This is a genomic window from Escherichia sp. WS3227_2 (assembly GCF_046486495.1).
GTDB classification, from domain to species: Bacteria; Pseudomonadota; Gammaproteobacteria; order Enterobacterales; family Enterobacteriaceae; genus Escherichia; species Escherichia coli.
In genome coordinates, this window is sequence record NZ_JBJQLG010000007.1 from 157693 (window position 1) to 174470 (window position 16778).

The 16778-nt window shown below is 51.8% G+C and carries 16 protein-coding genes; 11 read left to right on the top strand and 5 right to left on the bottom strand.

What is annotated here, in order from left to right; all coding sequences use genetic code 11:
- Positions 1-91 precede the first annotated feature (91 nt).
- Positions 92-1591, top strand: a complete 1500-nt coding sequence (pitA, locus tag ACJHXB_RS11995) for an inorganic phosphate transporter PitA (RefSeq protein WP_000902780.1) — start codon at positions 92-94, stop codon at positions 1589-1591.
- Positions 1592-1661: 70 nt separating this feature from the next.
- Here pitA and uspB read toward each other — a convergent pair whose 3' ends face one another.
- Positions 1662-1997: a universal stress protein UspB gene (gene uspB, locus ACJHXB_RS12000; RefSeq protein ID WP_000626187.1), complete on the bottom strand. Its 336-nt coding sequence runs from the start codon at positions 1995-1997 to the stop codon at positions 1662-1664.
- Between the two features lie 390 nt (positions 1998-2387).
- On the opposite strand from uspB, the gene uspA reads away from it, so the two are divergent.
- Positions 2388-2822, top strand: a complete 435-nt coding sequence (uspA, locus tag ACJHXB_RS12005) for a universal stress protein UspA (RefSeq protein ID WP_000323571.1) — start codon at positions 2388-2390, stop codon at positions 2820-2822.
- A 315-nt stretch (positions 2823-3137) separates the two neighbouring features.
- Complete coding sequence (dtpB, locus tag ACJHXB_RS12010) at positions 3138-4607, top strand: dipeptide/tripeptide permease DtpB (RefSeq protein WP_001098652.1); 1470 nt, start codon at positions 3138-3140, stop codon at positions 4605-4607.
- A 48-nt stretch (positions 4608-4655) separates the two neighbouring features.
- Here the strand turns inward: dtpB and rsmJ are convergent, their stop codons facing one another.
- Both rsmJ and prlC read right to left on the bottom strand, forming a co-directional pair.
- On the bottom strand, positions 4656-5408 hold the full coding sequence (gene rsmJ, locus ACJHXB_RS12015; RefSeq protein ID WP_000686622.1) for a 16S rRNA (guanine(1516)-N(2))-methyltransferase RsmJ: 753 nt from the start codon (positions 5406-5408) through the stop codon (positions 4656-4658).
- 7 nt (positions 5409-5415) lie between these two features.
- Positions 5416-7458, bottom strand: a complete 2043-nt coding sequence (prlC, locus tag ACJHXB_RS12020) for an oligopeptidase A (RefSeq protein WP_001298719.1) — start codon at positions 7456-7458, stop codon at positions 5416-5418.
- A 202-nt stretch (positions 7459-7660) separates the two neighbouring features.
- Here prlC and rlmJ point away from each other — a divergent pair, with 202 nt between their 5' ends.
- Both rlmJ and gorA read left to right on the top strand, forming a co-directional pair.
- Positions 7661-8503 (top strand): 23S rRNA (adenine(2030)-N(6))-methyltransferase, encoded by an 843-nt coding sequence (gene rlmJ / locus ACJHXB_RS12025; protein ID WP_000954225.1) that lies wholly within the window; start codon positions 7661-7663, stop codon positions 8501-8503.
- Positions 8504-8574: 71 nt separating this feature from the next.
- Positions 8575-9927, top strand: coding sequence for a glutathione-disulfide reductase (gene gorA / locus ACJHXB_RS12030; protein WP_000160826.1), 1353 nt, complete (start codon positions 8575-8577; stop codon positions 9925-9927).
- A 53-nt stretch (positions 9928-9980) separates the two neighbouring features.
- On the opposite strand, the gene dinQ is transcribed toward gorA, so the two are convergent.
- A complete protein-coding gene (gene dinQ, locus ACJHXB_RS12035; protein WP_001295215.1) occupies positions 9981-10064 on the bottom strand; it encodes a damage-inducible type I toxin DinQ in 84 nt (27 codons plus the stop codon).
- A 741-nt stretch (positions 10065-10805) separates the two neighbouring features.
- Between dinQ and ACJHXB_RS12040 the strand changes: the two genes are divergently transcribed.
- Genes ACJHXB_RS12040 through arsC form a run of 5 tightly spaced genes read left to right on the top strand, consistent with a single transcriptional unit; the run spans position 10806 to position 15108 of the window.
- A complete protein-coding gene (locus ACJHXB_RS12040) occupies positions 10806-11159 on the top strand; it encodes a transcriptional regulator (RefSeq protein WP_000008964.1) in 354 nt (117 codons plus the stop codon).
- A gap of 47 nt (positions 11160-11206) precedes the next feature.
- On the top strand, positions 11207-11569 hold the full coding sequence (arsD, locus tag ACJHXB_RS12045) for an arsenite efflux transporter metallochaperone ArsD (RefSeq protein ID WP_000855180.1): 363 nt from the start codon (positions 11207-11209) through the stop codon (positions 11567-11569).
- A gap of 17 nt (positions 11570-11586) precedes the next feature.
- On the top strand, positions 11587-13338 hold the full coding sequence (arsA, locus tag ACJHXB_RS12050; RefSeq protein ID WP_000670587.1) for an arsenical pump-driving ATPase: 1752 nt from the start codon (positions 11587-11589) through the stop codon (positions 13336-13338).
- A gap of 42 nt (positions 13339-13380) precedes the next feature.
- Positions 13381-14670, top strand: coding sequence for an arsenite/antimonite:H(+) antiporter ArsB (arsB, locus tag ACJHXB_RS12055; RefSeq protein WP_000922632.1), 1290 nt, complete (start codon positions 13381-13383; stop codon positions 14668-14670).
- Positions 14671-14682: 12 nt separating this feature from the next.
- Positions 14683-15108, top strand: a complete 426-nt coding sequence (gene arsC / locus ACJHXB_RS12060; protein WP_000065801.1) for a glutaredoxin-dependent arsenate reductase — start codon at positions 14683-14685, stop codon at positions 15106-15108.
- A 122-nt stretch (positions 15109-15230) separates the two neighbouring features.
- On the opposite strand, the gene ACJHXB_RS12065 is transcribed toward arsC, so the two are convergent.
- Complete coding sequence (locus ACJHXB_RS12065) at positions 15231-15527, bottom strand: ArsR/SmtB family transcription factor (RefSeq protein ID WP_001175589.1); 297 nt, start codon at positions 15525-15527, stop codon at positions 15231-15233.
- A 107-nt stretch (positions 15528-15634) separates the two neighbouring features.
- On the opposite strand from ACJHXB_RS12065, the gene ACJHXB_RS12070 reads away from it, so the two are divergent.
- Entirely contained in the window at positions 15635-16636 is a 1002-nt protein-coding gene (locus tag ACJHXB_RS12070; protein ID WP_000100284.1) for a permease, read from the top strand.
- The last annotated feature ends 142 nt before the right edge of the window (positions 16637-16778 follow it).

A 16778-nucleotide genomic window follows, 5' to 3' on the forward strand; every position in this document is an offset into this window, starting at 1 on the left:
AATCAAAAAAAGTCTATATTTCACTTTGCCCGCGCCGCGAAAGTCACTGATAATGCGCCGCGTTCATGTCCTCAAAATGGCGTAACGTCCTATGCTACATTTGTTTGCTGGCCTGGATTTGCATACCGGGCTGTTATTATTGCTTGCACTGGCTTTTGTGCTGTTCTACGAAGCCATCAATGGTTTCCATGACACAGCCAACGCCGTGGCAACCGTTATCTATACCCGCGCGATGCGTTCTCAGCTCGCCGTGGTTATGGCGGCGGTGTTCAACTTTTTGGGTGTTTTGCTGGGTGGTCTGAGTGTTGCCTATGCCATTGTGCATATGCTGCCGACGGATCTGCTGCTTAATATGGGATCGTCTCATGGCCTTGCCATGGTGTTCTCTATGTTGCTGGCGGCGATTATCTGGAACCTGGGTACCTGGTACTTTGGTTTACCTGCATCCAGCTCTCATACGCTGATTGGCGCGATCATCGGGATTGGTTTAACCAATGCGTTGATGACCGGGACGTCAGTGGTGGATGCACTCAATATCCCGAAAGTATTAAGTATTTTCGGTTCTCTGATCGTTTCCCCTATTGTCGGCCTGGTGTTTGCTGGCGGTCTGATTTTCTTGCTGCGTCGCTACTGGAGCGGCACCAAGAAACGCGCCCGTATCCACCTGACCCCAGCGGAGCGTGAAAAGAAAGACGGCAAGAAAAAGCCGCCGTTCTGGACGCGTATTGCGCTGATCCTTTCCGCTATCGGCGTGGCGTTTTCGCACGGCGCGAACGATGGTCAGAAAGGTATTGGTCTGGTTATGTTGGTATTGATTGGCGTCGCACCAGCAGGCTTCGTGGTGAACATGAATGCCACTGGCTACGAAATCACCCGTACCCGTGATGCCATCAACAACGTGGAAGCTTACTTTGAGCAGCACCCTGCGCTGCTGAAACAGGCTACCGGTGCTGATCAGTTAGTACCGGCTCCGGAAGCTGGCGCAACGCAACCTGCGGAGTTCCATTGCCATCCGTCGAATACCATTAACGCGCTCAACCGCCTGAAAGGCATGTTGACTACCGATGTGGAAAGCTACGATAAGCTGTCGCTTGATCAACGTAGCCAGATGCGCCGCATTATGCTGTGCGTTTCTGACACTATCGACAAAGTGGTGAAGATGCCTGGTGTGAGTGCTGACGATCAGCGCCTGTTGAAGAAACTGAAGTCTGACATGCTTAGCACCATCGAGTATGCACCGGTGTGGATCATCATGGCGGTCGCGCTGGCGTTAGGTATCGGTACGATGATTGGCTGGCGTCGTGTGGCAACGACTATCGGTGAGAAAATCGGTAAGAAAGGCATGACCTACGCTCAGGGGATGTCTGCCCAGATGACGGCGGCAGTGTCCATCGGCCTGGCGAGTTATACCGGGATGCCGGTTTCCACCACTCACGTACTCTCCTCTTCTGTCGCGGGGACGATGGTGGTAGATGGCGGCGGCTTACAGCGTAAAACCGTGACCAGTATTCTGATGGCCTGGGTGTTTACCCTTCCGGCTGCGGTACTGCTTTCCGGCGGGCTTTACTGGCTCTCCTTGCAGTTCCTGTAATCGCACGCACCAAAACGAGCGGGTCAGTTTACTGGCCCGCTTTTTTTATGCGTTATTTTTGCTGAAGTGCTTAATGCCAAATCATCAATGCAATCAGGCTGACCACCACCAGACCACACAATGCGCTGGTCAGAATAAACTGCCGACGCACCCGCTCACAGCGGCGAATAAACTCATCATCGTGATGATCGCGATAACGTTGGGCATAGATATACCAAACGAGACGCACCTGTTTGTTGGGTTGGCCATGTGAGGTAAAAAAGCCCCCTCCATCAACATATTGATAGAGCAATGGATCGCAGTTACGCAGTACCACTAACAACGCGCGTAGTGATGAGAAATAGCGCGCCATGTTAACAATGCAAACGACACATAAAGCCCAAAATAATGCGACGGTGCTTATCATACCTCCTCCCCGGCGACCTGCCCGCGGAGTTCCACCCCGGGGCTACCGCTCCCGATACGCTGCCAATCAGTTAACACCAGGTCCTGGAGAAACCGCTTTTGTGGTGACCAACATCCGAGCGGCTCTATAGATAGTGTAGGAGATCAGGTTGTTTTTTTTCCAGAAGGTTAACCACTATCAATATATTCATGTCGAAAATTTGTTTATCTAACGGGTAAGCAAGGCGGATTGACGGATCATCCGGGTCGCTATAAGGTAAGGATGGTCTTAACACTGAATCTTTACGGCTGGGTTAGCCCCGCGCACGTAGTTCGCAGGACGCGGGTGACGTAACGGCACAAGAAACGCTAGCTGGCCAGTCATCGACAACTTTATGGAAGGAGTAACACTATGGCTTATAAACACATTCTCATCGCGGTCGATCTCTCCCCGGAAAGCAAAGTTCTGGTAGAGAAAGCAGTCTCTATGGCTCGCCCCTATAATGCGAAAGTTTCTCTGATCCACGTAGATGTAAACTACTCTGACCTATACACCGGGCTTATTGATGTGAATCTGGGTGATATGCAGAAACGCATCTCTGAAGAGACACATCATGCGCTGACCGAGCTTTCCACTAATGCAGGCTACCCAATCACTGAAACCCTGAGCGGCAGCGGCGACCTGGGCCAGGTTCTGGTCGATGCAATCAAGAAATACGATATGGATCTGGTGGTTTGTGGTCACCACCAGGACTTCTGGAGCAAACTGATGTCTTCCGCACGTCAGCTGATCAACACCGTTCACGTTGATATGCTGATTGTTCCGCTGCGCGACGAAGAAGAATAATCTTCCCTCTACGACGTGTTCCTGAACGCCCGCATATGCGGGCGTTTTGCTTTTTGGCGCGCCTTGTTACCTTGCAGCGTAAACACCTTATCTGGCCTACGGTCTGCGTACGCAATCAAAATCCCCTACCAATACAACATTTAACACCATCATATTTTCCATCATTAGTGTGATCAGCTGGTTATTTTCTGTTGTAATAGTGTATTAATTTATTCACCGCATCAATATTAAGAATCTCTGACAGATGTAAACTTTTTCGCGCGTTATCCCTTACGCGTTCATACTTTTCAGGATGGTATTGGAAGGTTAATAAATATGAATACAACAACACCCATGGGGATGCTGCAGCAACCTCGCCCGTTTTTCATGATCTTTTTTGTCGAGTTATGGGAGCGATTCGGCTACTACGGCGTGCAGGGCGTACTGGCGGTTTTCTTCGTTAAGCAGCTTGGATTCTCGCAAGAACAGGCTTTTGTCACTTTTGGTGCGTTTGCTGCGCTGGTCTATGGCCTCATTTCCATTGGCGGCTATGTCGGCGACCACCTGCTGGGGACCAAACGCACCATTGTTCTCGGAGCACTTGTGCTGGCGATTGGCTACTTCATGACCGGCATGTCGCTACTTAAGCCTGACCTGATTTTCATCGCCCTGGGGACTATCGCTGTCGGTAACGGCCTGTTTAAAGCTAACCCAGCCAGCTTGCTTTCGAAGTGCTATCCGCCGAAAGATCCGCGGCTTGATGGCGCATTTACCCTGTTCTATATGTCGATCAACATCGGCTCGTTGATAGCGTTATCGCTGGCCCCTGTGATCGCTGATAGATTCGGCTATTCAGTCACCTACAACCTGTGCGGTGCAGGATTAATTATCGCGCTATTGGTTTACATCGCCTGTCGCGGAATGGTGAAAGACATTGGTTCTGAACCCGACTTCCGGCCGATGAGCTTCAGCAAACTGTTGTACGTGTTACTTGGCAGCGTGGTGATGATCTTCGTCTGTGCATGGCTGATGCACAACGTAGAAGTCGCCAATCTGGTGCTGATTGTTCTCTCCATCGTCGTCACCATCATTTTCTTTCGTCAGGCATTCAAGCTGGATAAAACCGGGCGCAATAAAATGTTTGTCGCCTTTGTCCTGATGCTCGAAGCGGTGGTGTTTTACATTCTCTACGCCCAGATGCCAACGTCGCTGAACTTCTTTGCCATCAACAACGTGCATCATGAAATTCTCGGCTTTTCCATCAACCCGGTCAGCTTCCAGGCGCTTAACCCGTTCTGGGTGGTACTCGCCAGCCCAATACTGGCAGGCATTTACACGCATCTGGGTAACAAAGGCAAAGATCTCTCTATGCCGATGAAATTTACTCTCGGCATGTTTATGTGCTCACTGGGCTTTTTGACGGCTGCAGCTGCGGGAATGTGGTTTGCGGATGCCCAGGGGCTGACATCGCCGTGGTTTATTGTGCTGGTTTACTTATTCCAGAGCCTGGGTGAACTGTTTATTAGCGCCCTTGGCCTGGCGATGATTGCTGCCCTGGTGCCGCAGCATTTGATGGGCTTTATTCTCGGGATGTGGTTCCTGACGCAGGCTGCCGCGTTCTTGCTGGGCGGCTATGTGGCAACATTTACCGCAGTACCAGACAACATTACCGATCCGCTTGAGACGTTGCCCGTCTATACCAACGTGTTTGGTAAGATTGGCCTGGTTACGCTGGGCGTTGCGGTGGTGATGCTGCTGATGGTGCCGTGGCTGAAACGAATGATTGCGACGCCCGAAAGCCATTAATTATTCTTGCAGAAAGCAGGGTAGCGATAACGCTACCCTGCTTTACTTTTACACCGGCGTTCCGGCATAAATATCAAAGCGATGCCCTTTGGTCACTACCGCGTTTGGCGTGGCGACATTCGCCAGCGGCGGCGCGTAGTCCGGGCGCTTTACCACCACGCGTTTGGTCGCCAGCAAGCGTGCAGGCTCCAGCAATCCATCGGCATCAAGATCCGGCCCCACCAGCGACTGAAAGACTCGCATCTCTTTTTTCACCAACGCGCTTTTCTGCTTATGCGGGAACATCGGGTCGAGATAGACCACCTGCGGGCGCGGAGTAATATCGGTCAGCGCCGTCAGGCTGGAAGCGTGAATTAACTGCAACCGCTCCTGCAACCAGCCGCCGATTTCCGCATCCGCATAACCACGCGCCAGGCCGTCGTCGAGCAATGCAGCAACCACCGGATTACGCTCCAGCATCCGCACGCGGCAGCCGACCGAAGCCAGCACAAAGGCATCGCGCCCCAGCCCTGCGGTAGCGTCCACCACGTCTGGCAAATAATCGCCTTTAATACCCACCGCTTTCGCCACTGCCTCCCCACGTCCGCCGCCGAATTTGCGACGGTGCGCCATCGTCCCGCCAACAAAATCAACAAAGATGCCGCCAAGTTTTGGCTCATCACGCTTGCGCAGTTCCAGATGCTCCGGCGTTAATACCAGCGCCATCAGGTTGTCTTCATCATGTTCCAGCCCCCAGCGGGCCGCCAGAACAGATAAGGCACCGTCTCCGGTGCCTGTTTCATCAATTAAGCAGATTTTCACTGAATGATCAGCCCTTAATGCCGTAATGCTCCAGCATCGCATCCAGCTGCGGTTCACGACCACGGAAGCGTTTGAACAGATCCATCGGCTCTTCTGAACCGCCACGGCTCAGAATGTTGTCGAGGAACGACTGTCCGGTTTCACGGTTGAAAATGCCCTCTTCCTCAAAGCGCGAGAAGGCATCTGCCGCCAGCACGTCGGCCCACAGGTAGCTGTAGTAACCTGCGGCATAACCACCGGCGAAAATATGGCTGAAAGCGTGCGGGAAACGGCCCCAGGATGGAGACGGTACTACGGCAACCAGTTTCTTGATTTCTGCCAGAGTTTCGAGGATTTTCGCTCCCTGATCCGGGCGGAACTCGGCATGGAGGCGGAAATCAAACAGGCCGAACTCCAGCTGGCGCAGAATAAACAGCGCCGCCTGGTAGTTCTTAGCCGCCAGCATTTTATCCAGCAGCTCCTTCGGCAGCGGTTCGCCGGTTTCATAGTGACCGGAGATAAACGCCAGCGCCTCAGGCTCCCAGCACCAGTTTTCCATAAACTGGCTCGGCAGTTCGACCGCATCCCACGGCACCCCGCTGATACCAGACACACCGGCAGTTTCAATGCGGGTCAGCATATGGTGCAGGCCGTGACCGAACTCGTGGAACAGGGTGATCACTTCGTCATGGGTAAACAGCGCCGGTTTACCATTCACCGGGCGGTTGAAGTTACAGGTCAGATACGCGACCGGTTTTTGCAGCGAACCGTCGGCTTTACGCATCTGGCCTACGCAGTCATCCATCCACGCCCCGCCGCGCTTGTTCTCACGGGCATACAGGTCGAGGTAGAAGCTGCCGCGCAGTTCGTTGTTCTCGTCATACAGTTCGAAGAAACGTACATCCGGATGCCAGACATCAACATCTTTACGCTCTTTAGCGGTGATGCCGTAAATACGTTTCACCACTTCAAACAAGCCGTTAACCGCTTTGTTTTCCGGGAAGTACGGACGCAGTTGTTCGTCACTGATGCTGTAGAGGTGCTGTTTTTGTTTTTCGCTGTAGTACGCGATATCCCACGGCTGCAACTCATCCACGCCAAATTCGGCTTTAGCGAAGGCACGCAGTTGCGCCAGCTCTTTTTCACCTTGCGGACGCGCGCGTTTTGCCAGATCGGTTAAGAAATCAAGCACCTGCTGCGGATTTTCTGCCATTTTAGTGGCAAGGGATTTAAAGGCGTAGTTTTCAAAACCCAGCAGTTGCGCCAGTTCGTGACGCAGCGCGAGGATCTCTTCCATCACCTTGCTGTTGTCCCACTTACCGGCGTTCGGGCCTTGATCGGAAGCGCGGGTGCTGTAAGCACGATACATCTCTTCGCGCAGAGCCTGGTTGTCGCAGTAGGTCATTACCGGCAAGTAGCTTGGGATATCCAGCGTCAGCAAATAACCTTCCAGCTCTTTCGCTTCGGCCTGGGCTTTTGCCGCAGCCAGCGCGCTTTCTGGCATCCCCGCCAGCTCCGCTTCGTCGGTAACGAGTTTGGTCCAGCCCATTGTCGCATCGAGGACGTTGTTGCTGTACTGGTTGCCCAGCTCGGAAAGACGAGTGGCAATCTCACCGTAGCGTTGTTGTTTCTCTTTTGGCAGACCGATGCCAGAGAGTTCGAAGTCGCGCAGTGCGTTATCAACCGCTTTCTTCTGCGCCGTGTTCAGCGTGGCGTAATGATCGCCATCGCGCAGGTCGCGATAAGCTTTATACAGCCCTTCATGTTGCCCTACCCAGGTGCTGTATTCCGACAGCAGCGGCAGGGTTTGTTCGTAGGCTTCACGCAGTTCCGGGCTATTTTTCACCGAGTTCAGATGGCTGACCGGGGAGAAGATACGCCCCAGCACATCGTCCACTTCCGCCAACGGCTGGCAGAGATTTTCCCAGGTGTACGGTGCCCCTTGCGCTACTACGCGCTCCACATTTTCGCGGCAGTCGTTCAGCGCCTTAGTCACGGCTGGAACGACATGTTCCGGGAGAATTTTAGAAAACGGAGGCAATTCAAAGGGAGTCAGTAACGGATTCGTCATTAGCGCAGTCCTGGTTAAAGAGGTTAAGGAAGCGCTCAACAGGCGCTTTACATAATGTTTGTAGCATGGGGTTAAGTGTAGTGAATTTCAATGAGAAACGTTACGCTTTCGCGGCGGCGGCCTCTTTTCGGTATACTGTCCTGATAGGCTTTTGTGCGCCCCGAATACGGGCCGATTTTTACTTACCGGAACACCTTTACCCATGCTCAGTTATCGCCACAGCTTTCACGCTGGCAACCACGCCGACGTCCTTAAACATACCGTTCAGAGCCTGATCATCGAGTCGCTGAAAGAGAAAGATAAACCGTTTCTCTATCTCGATACCCACGCAGGGGCCGGGCGTTACCAGTTAGGCAGCGAACATGCCGAGCGTACCGGCGAATATCTCGAAGGTATCGCCCGTATCTGGCAGCAGGACGATTTGCCTGCAGAGCTGGAGGCGTACATCAATGTGGTAAAACACTTTAACCGTAGCGGTCAGTTGCGTTACTACCCCGGTTCACCGTTGATTGCCCGTCAGTTACTGCGTGAACAGGACAGCCTGCAACTGACCGAACTGCACCCGAGCGATTACCCGTTGCTGCGTTCTGAATTTCAGAAAGACAGCCGTGCGCGCGTCGAAAAAGCCGATGGCTTCCAGCAGCTTAAGGCCAAACTGCCGCCGGTTTCCCGCCGTGGTTTAATCCTTATCGACCCGCCGTATGAAATGAAAACCGACTATCAGGCGGTGGTCAGCGGGATAGCAGAAGGTTACAAACGTTTCGCCACGGGCACTTACGCATTATGGTATCCAGTGGTGCTGCGCCAGCAAATTAAGCGCATGATCCACGACCTGGAAGCGACCGGCATTCGCAAAATTCTGCAAATTGAACTGGCGGTGCTGCCAGACAGCGATCGCCGTGGCATGACCGCTTCCGGCATGATTGTGATTAATCCGCCGTGGAAACTGGAACAGCAGATGAATAACGTGCTGCCGTGGCTGCACAGCAAACTGGTTCCGGCTGGCACCGGGCACGCCACCGTAAGCTGGATCGTGCCGGAGTAATTGCAGCCATTGCTGGCACCTATTACGTCTCGCGCTACAATCGCGGTAATCAACGATAAGGACACTCTGTCATGACTAAACACTATGATTACATCGCCATCGGCGGCGGCAGCGGCGGTATCGCCTCCATCAACCGCGCGGCTATGTACGGTCAGAAATGCGCGCTGATTGAAGCCAAAGAACTGGGCGGCACCTGCGTAAATGTTGGCTGCGTACCGAAGAAAGTGATGTGGCACGCGGCGCAAATCCGTGAAGCGATCCACATGTACGGCCCGGATTATGGTTTTGATACCACTATCAATAAATTCAACTGGGAAACGTTGATCGCCAGCCGTACCGCCTATATCGACCGTATTCATACCTCCTATGAAAACGTGCTCGGTAAAAATAACGTTGATGTAATCAAAGGCTTTGCCCGCTTCGTTGATGCCAAAACGCTGGAGGTAAACGGCGAAACCATCACGGCCGATCATGTTCTGATCGCTACCGGCGGTCGTCCGAGCCACCCGGATATTCCGGGCGTGGAATACGGTATTGATTCTGATGGCTTCTTCGCCCTTCCTGCTTTGCCAGAGCGCGTGGCGGTTGTTGGCGCGGGTTACATCGCCGTTGAGCTGGCGGGCGTGATTAACGGCCTCGGCGCGAAAACGCATCTGTTTGTGCGTAAACATGCGCCGCTGCGCAGCTTCGACCCGATGATCTCTGAAACGCTGGTCGAAGTGATGAATGCCGAAGGTCCGCAGTTGCACACCAACGCCATCCCGAAAGCGGTAGTGAAAAATGCCGATGGCAGCCTGACGCTGGAGCTGGAAGATGGTCGCAGTGAAACGGTGGATTGCCTGATTTGGGCGATTGGTCGCGAGCCTGCCAATGACAACATCAACCTGGAAGCCGCTGGTGTAAAAACCAACGAAAAAGGCTATATCGTCGTCGATAAATATCAAAACACCAACGTTGAAGGTATTTACGCGGTGGGCGATAACACGGGTGCAGTGGAACTGACACCGGTGGCAGTTGCAGCGGGTCGCCGTCTCTCTGAACGCCTGTTTAATAACAAGCCGGATGAGCATCTGGATTACAGCAACATTCCAACCGTGGTCTTCAGCCATCCGCCGATTGGTACTGTTGGTTTAACGGAACCGCAGGCGCGCGAGCAGTACGGCGACGATCAGGTGAAAGTCTATAAATCCTCTTTCACCGCGATGTATACCGCCGTCACCACTCACCGCCAGCCGTGCCGCATGAAGCTGGTATGCGTTGGACCGGAAGAGAAGATTGTCGGTATTCACGGCATTGGTTTTGGTATGGATGAAATGTTGCAGGGCTTCGCGGTGGCGCTGAAGATGGGCGCAACCAAAAAAGACTTCGACAATACCGTCGCCATTCACCCGACGGCGGCAGAAGAGTTCGTGACAATGCGTTAAATGTTAAAGGGCTAAGAGTAGTGTGCTCTTAGCCCTTAATTACGTTTCCGCTATCAGTTCAGAAGCTGAAGCAGAAAGCGGATCAGTTCCAGCAGCGCAATTAACGCTCCAAGAACGATGATTGCTTTATCAATCACCCGTTTTCTCCATGCGATGGAGTGAGAATGCATCCGCTTACTCATCCACTGCCTGTCACGGCGCATGTCTCATTGTTAGATAAGAACTCTCTCACTCCGGCCAGAGCATCAGTTAACGGCACCACCCGTACTTCTGACCAGGACTTTGAAAGCGTTTATGCGCATTACCAGAGTGAAAATGCCTCAGAGCTAACTGGATAATCATACAGTATATGCAGACGATATAACCAGCACGTCCTTGCAATAGTTTCAGTATGGTATTAGCATTGATGCGTTAGATGATGGCATTCTCACTCCAACCAGGGCCACCAACTCAGGGCTGGAAAGTAAAAAACCGACGCGAAGTCGGTTTTTTTACGTCCGGATTCGGACAAGGCTTGGTACGGCAGCGACCCGATGAAAGTATATAAATCCTCTTTCACCAACATGTATAGCAAACTGTCCCTTCTCCAGCTGAAGAAATCGCTAATTCTTGCAATGTTAGCCACTGGCTAATAGTATTGAACTGTTAGATAAGAGCTCTCTCACTCCAGCCAGAGCCACCAACTCAGGGCTGGAAAGTAAAAAACCGACGCAAAGTCGGTTTTTTTACGTCCTGATTCAGACCTCCTTTCAAATGAATACCCAACGCTTAATTCACACCTATACCTTTCTCTGCACTTACATATTCGTTAAGTCATATATGTTTTTGACTTATCCGCTTCAAAGAGAGACACTACCTGCAACAATCAGGAGCGCAATATGTCATTTCTCTTACCCATCCAACTGTTCAAAATTCTTGCTGATGAAACCCGTCTGGGCATCGTTTTACTGCTTAGCGAACTGGGTGAGTTATGCGTCTGCGATCTCTGTACTGCCCTCGATCAGTCGCAGCCCAAGATCTCCCGCCATCTGGCATTGCTGCGTGAAAGTGGGCTATTGCTGGATCGCAAGCAGGGTAAGTGGGTTCATTACCGCTTATCGCCGCATATTCCAGCATGGGCAGCGAAAATTATTGAGCAAACAAGATTAAGCCAACTGGACGACGTGCAGGCTATCGCCCGTAAGCTGGCCGCAGCCAACTGCTCTGCAGACGGTAAAGCAAGCTGCAGTTAAAAAATTTGCCTGGATATATATGATTTTCCGAATGTGAGGTGTCGAAGATGAAGACGTTAACGGTGTTTGATCCGGCGATGTGTTGCAGTACCGGCGTCTGTGGTTCTGATGTTGATCAGGTGCTGGTCGATTTTTCCGCAGATGTGCAATGGCTGAAAAGCCGCGGTGTTCAGGTCGAACGTTACAATCTCGCGCAGCAACCGATGAGTTTCGTGCAAAACGAAAAAGCGAAAGCGTTTCTTGAGGCTTCCGGGGCGGAAGGATTGCCCTTGATCTTACTGGGAGGCGAAACCGTGATGGCGGGCCGTTATCCGAAACGCGCCGAGCTAGCCCGCTGGTTTGGGATCCCGCTGGAGAAGGTGGGACTGGCACCAACACACTGCTGTGGCGGAAAAACCGACTGTTGTTGAGCCGGTCAGGGGGACATATGAAATTCTTACAGAATATCCCGCCTTATCTGTTTTTTACCGGTAAGGGGGGCGTAGGTAAAACGTCAATTTCCTGCGCAACTGCTATCCATCTGGCGGAACGGCGAAAACGGGTTCTGCTTGTCAGCACCGACCCCGCATCGAATGTCGGTCAGGTATTTAATCAAACTATTGGTAACGCTATTACTCCTGTGACAGCGGTTCCCGGTTTGTCCGCGCTGGAAATTGACCCTCAGCAAGCCGCTGAACAGTATCGGGCCAGAATCGTTGACCCTATCAAAGGACTTCTCCCTGAGGAGGTTGTAAATAGTATACGCGAACAACTTTCGGGAGCATGTACGACGGAGATCGCGGCGTTCGATGAGTTCACCGGTTTACTGACCGATGCCTCTCTGCTGGCCCGCTTTGATCACATCATTTTTGATACCGCGCCAACGGGCCATACCATACGACTTCTGCAGCTCCCCGGTGCCTGGAGCAGTTTTATTGAAAGTAATCCCGATGGTGCCTCCTGTCTTGGCCCGATGGCTGGGCTGGAAAAACAGCGTGAGCAGTACGCTGATGCGGTAGAAGCATTATCCGATCCTGAGCGTACCCGCCTGGTGCTGGTTGCACGCCTGCAAAAATCAACATTGCAGGAAGTCGCTCGCACTCATGAAGAACTGGCAGCGATTGGTCTTAAAAATCAGTATCTGGTGATCAACGGCGTATTGCCTGAGTCCGGGCAGCAAAATGACCCACTAGCAATGGCAATAGTTCAGCGTGAGCAGGAAGCCCTGGTAAATTTACCCGCCGGTTTATCGACCATTCCAGCAGATACCCTCTTCCTTCAACCGGTGAACATGGTTGGCGTGCCTGCATTAAAAGGTCTTTTTAATACCCGTTTCGAGCCTGCACCGCTCTCTGACCAGATGCGCCAGCAATTCTCTGAAAACATGTCATTCTCTGAGCTAGTGAATGATATTGCCCGCAGTGAACACGGTCTGATCATGCTGATGGGAAAAGGCGGCGTGGGGAAAACCACAATGGCCGCAGCTATCGCCGTCAGGCTGGCAGATATGGGATTCGATGTGCATCTTACAACCTCCGATCCTGCTGCCCACATTAACACTACCCTAAACGGCACACTTACCAACCTACAGGTCAGCAGGATCAATCCGCAGGAAGAGACCGAGCGCTATCGCCAGCATGTCCTTGAGACAAAGGGAAAAGATCTCGATGAAGCGGGGAAACGACTGCTGGAAGAGGATTTACGCTCTCCCTGCACCGAAGAGATTGCTGTATTTCAGGCGTTCTCGCGCGTGATCCGTGAGGCGGGTAAACGTTTTGTGGTGATGGATACCGCGCCAACCGGTCACACGCTGTTACTGCTGGATGCCACCGGGGCTTATCACCGTGAAATGGCGAAAAAAATGGGCGAAAAAGGTCACTTTACTACGCCAATGATGCAACTTCAGGATCCGCAACGCACCAAAGTGCTGCTGGTTACGCTGCCTGAAACCACACCCGTACTGGAAGCGGCTAATTTGCAGGCCGATCTTAAACGCGCAGGGATTCATCCCTGGGGCTGGATAATCAATAACTGCCTTTCTATTGCGGAAACTCGTTCGTCGCTACTGTGTCAGCGAGCAACGCAGGAACGACCACAAATTGAGGCGGTGATGGCCCGACATGCTAAGCGTGTAGCGCTGGTCCCTCTATTCGCACAAGAACCTACGGGTATCGAAAAACTCAGAAAGCTGGCAAGTTAATTTTTTATACAGGGCGACCATGTCGCCCTGTCAGGAGGGTGTATGTTACTGGCAGGCGCTATTTTTGTCCTGACCATCGTATTGGTTATCTGGCAGCCGAAAGGTTTAGGCATCGGCTGGAGTGCAACGCTCGGCGCGGTACTGGCGTTGCTTACGGGCGTGGTTCATCCGGGTGATATTCCGGTGGTGTGGAATATCGTCTGGAACGCGACGGCGGCGTTTATTGCCGTCATTATCATCAGCCTGCTGCTGGATGAGTCCGGCTTTTTTGAATGGGCGGCGCTGCACGTCTCACGCTGGGGCAATGGACGCGGTCGCTTGCTGTTTACCTGGATTGTCCTGCTCGGTGCTGCCGTTGCAGCTCTGTTTGCCAATGATGGCGCGGCGCTTATTTTGACACCGATTGTCATCGCCATGCTGCTGGCTTTAGGGTTCAGTAAAGGCACTACGCTTGCGTTCGTGATGGCGGCCGGGTTCATTGCCGATACCGCCAGCCTGCCGCTTATTGTCTCCAACCTGGTGAATATCGTTTCCGCAGATTTCTTTGGCCTCGGCTTTCGCGAATACGCATCGGTGATGGTGCCGGTGGATATCGCCGCAATTGTTGCAACGCTGGTGATGTTGCATCTCTATTTCCGCAAAGATATTCCACAGAACTACGATATGGCGCTGCTGAAATCTCCCGCAGAAGCGATTAAAGATCCTGCTACGTTCAAAACTGGCTGGGTTGTTTTACTGTTTCTGCTGGTGGGATTTTTCGTCCTGGAACCGCTCGGCATTCCGGTAAGCGCCATTGCGGCAGTGGGCGCGCTGATATTATTTGCCGTCGCTAAACGCGGTCATGCAATTAATACGGGTAAAGTCCTGCGCGGTGCGCCCTGGCAGATTGTCATCTTCTCGCTCGGCATGTATCTGGTGGTTTATGGCCTGCGCAATGCCGGACTAACGGAATATCTTTCTGGCGTACTCAACGTGCTGGCGGAAAACGGCCTGTGGGCCGCGACGCTCGGCACCGGATTCCTCACCGCCTTCCTCTCTTCTATTATGAACAATATGCCGACGGTACTGGTTGGCGCGTTGTCCATTGATGGCAGCACGGCATCTGGCGTTATCAAAGAAGCGATGGTTTATGCCAACGTGATTGGCTGCGATTTGGGGCCGAAAATTACCCCAATTGGTAGCCTGGCGACGCTACTCTGGCTGCACGTACTTTCGCAGAAGAATATGACTATCAGCTGGGGATATTACTTCCGTACAGGGATTATCATGACCCTGCCGGTGCTTTTTGTGACGCTGGCTGCGCTGGCGCTACGTCTCTCTTTCACTTTGTAATGAGATATTGATATGAGCAACATTACCATTTATCACAACCCAGCCTGCGGCACGTCGCGAAATACGCTGGAGATGATCCGCAACAGCGGCACAGAACCGACCATTGTCTATTATCTGGAAACCCCACCGACGCGTGATGAACTGGTCAAACTCATTGCCGATATGGGGATTTCCGTACGCGCGCTGCTGCGTAAAAACGTCGAGCCGTATGAGGAACTGGGCCTTGCAGAAGATAAATTTACTGACGATCGGTTAATCGACTTTATGCTTCAGCACCCGATTCTGATTAATCGCCCGATTGTGGTGACGCCGCTGGGAACTCGCCTGTGCCGCCCTTCAGAAGTGGTGCTGGAAATTCTGCCAGATGCGCAACAACGCGCGTTCACCAAGGAAGATGGCGAGAAAGTGGTTGATGAAGCGGGTAAACGCCTGAAATAAAGCGGCGATATCCACTGCCGATAGTTGGTAAAGTGCGCTTCGTTTATGTCGGATGCGACGCTAACGCGTCTTATCCGACCTACAAAACCGTGCATGGCATGAAATCTGTAGCGCGTAGCGCATCAGGCAATTTTGCTATTTACGCAGCACTCCTCGCGTAAGAATTCAATTATCGCTTCCAGCATTGCGTATTGCGAAACACACATCAGCGTCCGACTCTCACGGTTTTGTTTGACCAGCCCTACCGATACCAGTGCTGAAATATGGTGACTGAGTGTAGAGCCGGGTATCCCAAGCTGCTTTTGCAACTCACCGACCGGCAAACCTTGTTCCCCCGCTTTGACCAAGTGTTTGAATATGAACAAACGGGTCGGGTGACCTAGCTCTTTCAGCGCTTTAGCAACTTCTTCCAACTGCATATGACACCCCCTTTGTCTGGTTGATATTTCGATAATACCAGAAATATCTTGATCTGAATTTCATTTCGATTATTCTGGAAATATAGATTTATTCAATGAGGTTACGTATGAGTAGTTGGCTTGCGATGCTGCAAGATGCTGCAGAGATGTTTGTGTTTCTCGCCGTCGAGCTTTCTTTGCTGTTTATAGTGATTAGTGCCGGTGTCAGCCTGATAAGACAAAAGGTGCCAGACCATAAAATCCAGCAAATGATGGGGGCCAGAAAAGGGAGAGGCTATCTCCTGGCTGCTCTGTTGGGAGCCGTTACCCCGTTCTGTAGTTGCTCGACAATCCCAATGTTACGTGGCTTGTTATCAGCGAAAGCCGGGTTTGGTCCGACTCTCACTTTTTTATTTGTTTCCCCATTACTTAATCCCATTATCGTCGGGTTAATGTGGGTGACCTTTGGCTGGAAAGTTACCTTGTTGTACGCGATTATCGCCGCCGGCGTCTCCGTACTTGCCAGTATTATCCTGGATTCTCTGGGATTTGAACGTCATATCATTGCCAGTAAAAGCTCATCAGCAAATTGTTGTGCTCCAGCCAAAACTTCGCCGGGGACGACATATACGCCAATAAAAGTGAGTTGCTGTAGTCCAGCGGCTAAAGCCATTGAGAAACCTGTAGTTACCTGTTGCAGTACCAAAGCTGTGGTAAGTATTAATCCCATAAAACTAGCCACCAAAGATGCGTTGCAACAGTTTAAAGATGTACTGCCATATCTTTTGTTAGGGGTATTAATAGGCTCTTTTATTTATGGCTTTATTCCCTCAGAGTGGATTGCCGCTCATGCAGGGGCAGATAATCCCTTCGCCATCCCATTGAGCGCCGTTGTCGGTATTCCGCTGTATATCCGGGCAGAGGCGGTTATCCCTCTGGCATCTGTTCTGATGACAAAAGGAATGGGTCTGGGAGCATTAATGGCATTAATCATCGGCAGTGCCGGCGCAAGCCTGACGGAAGTGATATTACTTAAATCAATGTTCAGAATGCCGATGATAGCTGCATTCCTGACGGTTATATTAGGTATGGCTATCTTGATGGGCTATTTGACTCAAATGCTATTTTAAATAGATGCCAGCAGTAAACTATAAGGAGCATTGTGAGTGCCTTATCCTTCTGAGTAGAAAATCATAGATAGGATAATCCTTAAAAAGCACAAATAACTTAACTAATGCTTTGAGAATGATGACGGATCCGTCAGTAAGTCAT

Bases quoted from the DNA above. Each gene is read 5' to 3' on its own strand.
- pitA (WP_000902780.1), top strand. From the start codon at position 92: ATGCTACATTTGTTTGCTGGCCTGGATTTGCATACCGGGCTGTTATTA.
- uspB (WP_000626187.1), bottom strand. From the start codon at position 1,997: ATGATAAGCACCGTCGCATTATTTTGGGCTTTATGTGTCGTTTGCATT.
- uspA (WP_000323571.1), top strand. From the start codon at position 2,388: ATGGCTTATAAACACATTCTCATCGCGGTCGATCTCTCCCCGGAAAGC.
- dtpB (WP_001098652.1), top strand. From the start codon at position 3,138: ATGAATACAACAACACCCATGGGGATGCTGCAGCAACCTCGCCCGTTT.
- prlC (WP_001298719.1), bottom strand. From the start codon at position 7,458: ATGACGAATCCGTTACTGACTCCCTTTGAATTGCCTCCGTTTTCTAAA.
- rlmJ (WP_000954225.1), top strand. From the start codon at position 7,661: ATGCTCAGTTATCGCCACAGCTTTCACGCTGGCAACCACGCCGACGTC.
- gorA (WP_000160826.1), top strand. From the start codon at position 8,575: ATGACTAAACACTATGATTACATCGCCATCGGCGGCGGCAGCGGCGGT.
- ACJHXB_RS12040 (WP_000008964.1), top strand. From the start codon at position 10,806: ATGTCATTTCTCTTACCCATCCAACTGTTCAAAATTCTTGCTGATGAA.
- arsD (WP_000855180.1), top strand. From the start codon at position 11,207: ATGAAGACGTTAACGGTGTTTGATCCGGCGATGTGTTGCAGTACCGGC.
- arsA (WP_000670587.1), top strand. From the start codon at position 11,587: ATGAAATTCTTACAGAATATCCCGCCTTATCTGTTTTTTACCGGTAAG.
- arsB (WP_000922632.1), top strand. From the start codon at position 13,381: ATGTTACTGGCAGGCGCTATTTTTGTCCTGACCATCGTATTGGTTATC.
- arsC (WP_000065801.1), top strand. From the start codon at position 14,683: ATGAGCAACATTACCATTTATCACAACCCAGCCTGCGGCACGTCGCGA.
- ACJHXB_RS12065 (WP_001175589.1), bottom strand. From the start codon at position 15,527: ATGCAGTTGGAAGAAGTTGCTAAAGCGCTGAAAGAGCTAGGTCACCCG.
- ACJHXB_RS12070 (WP_000100284.1), top strand. From the start codon at position 15,635: ATGAGTAGTTGGCTTGCGATGCTGCAAGATGCTGCAGAGATGTTTGTG.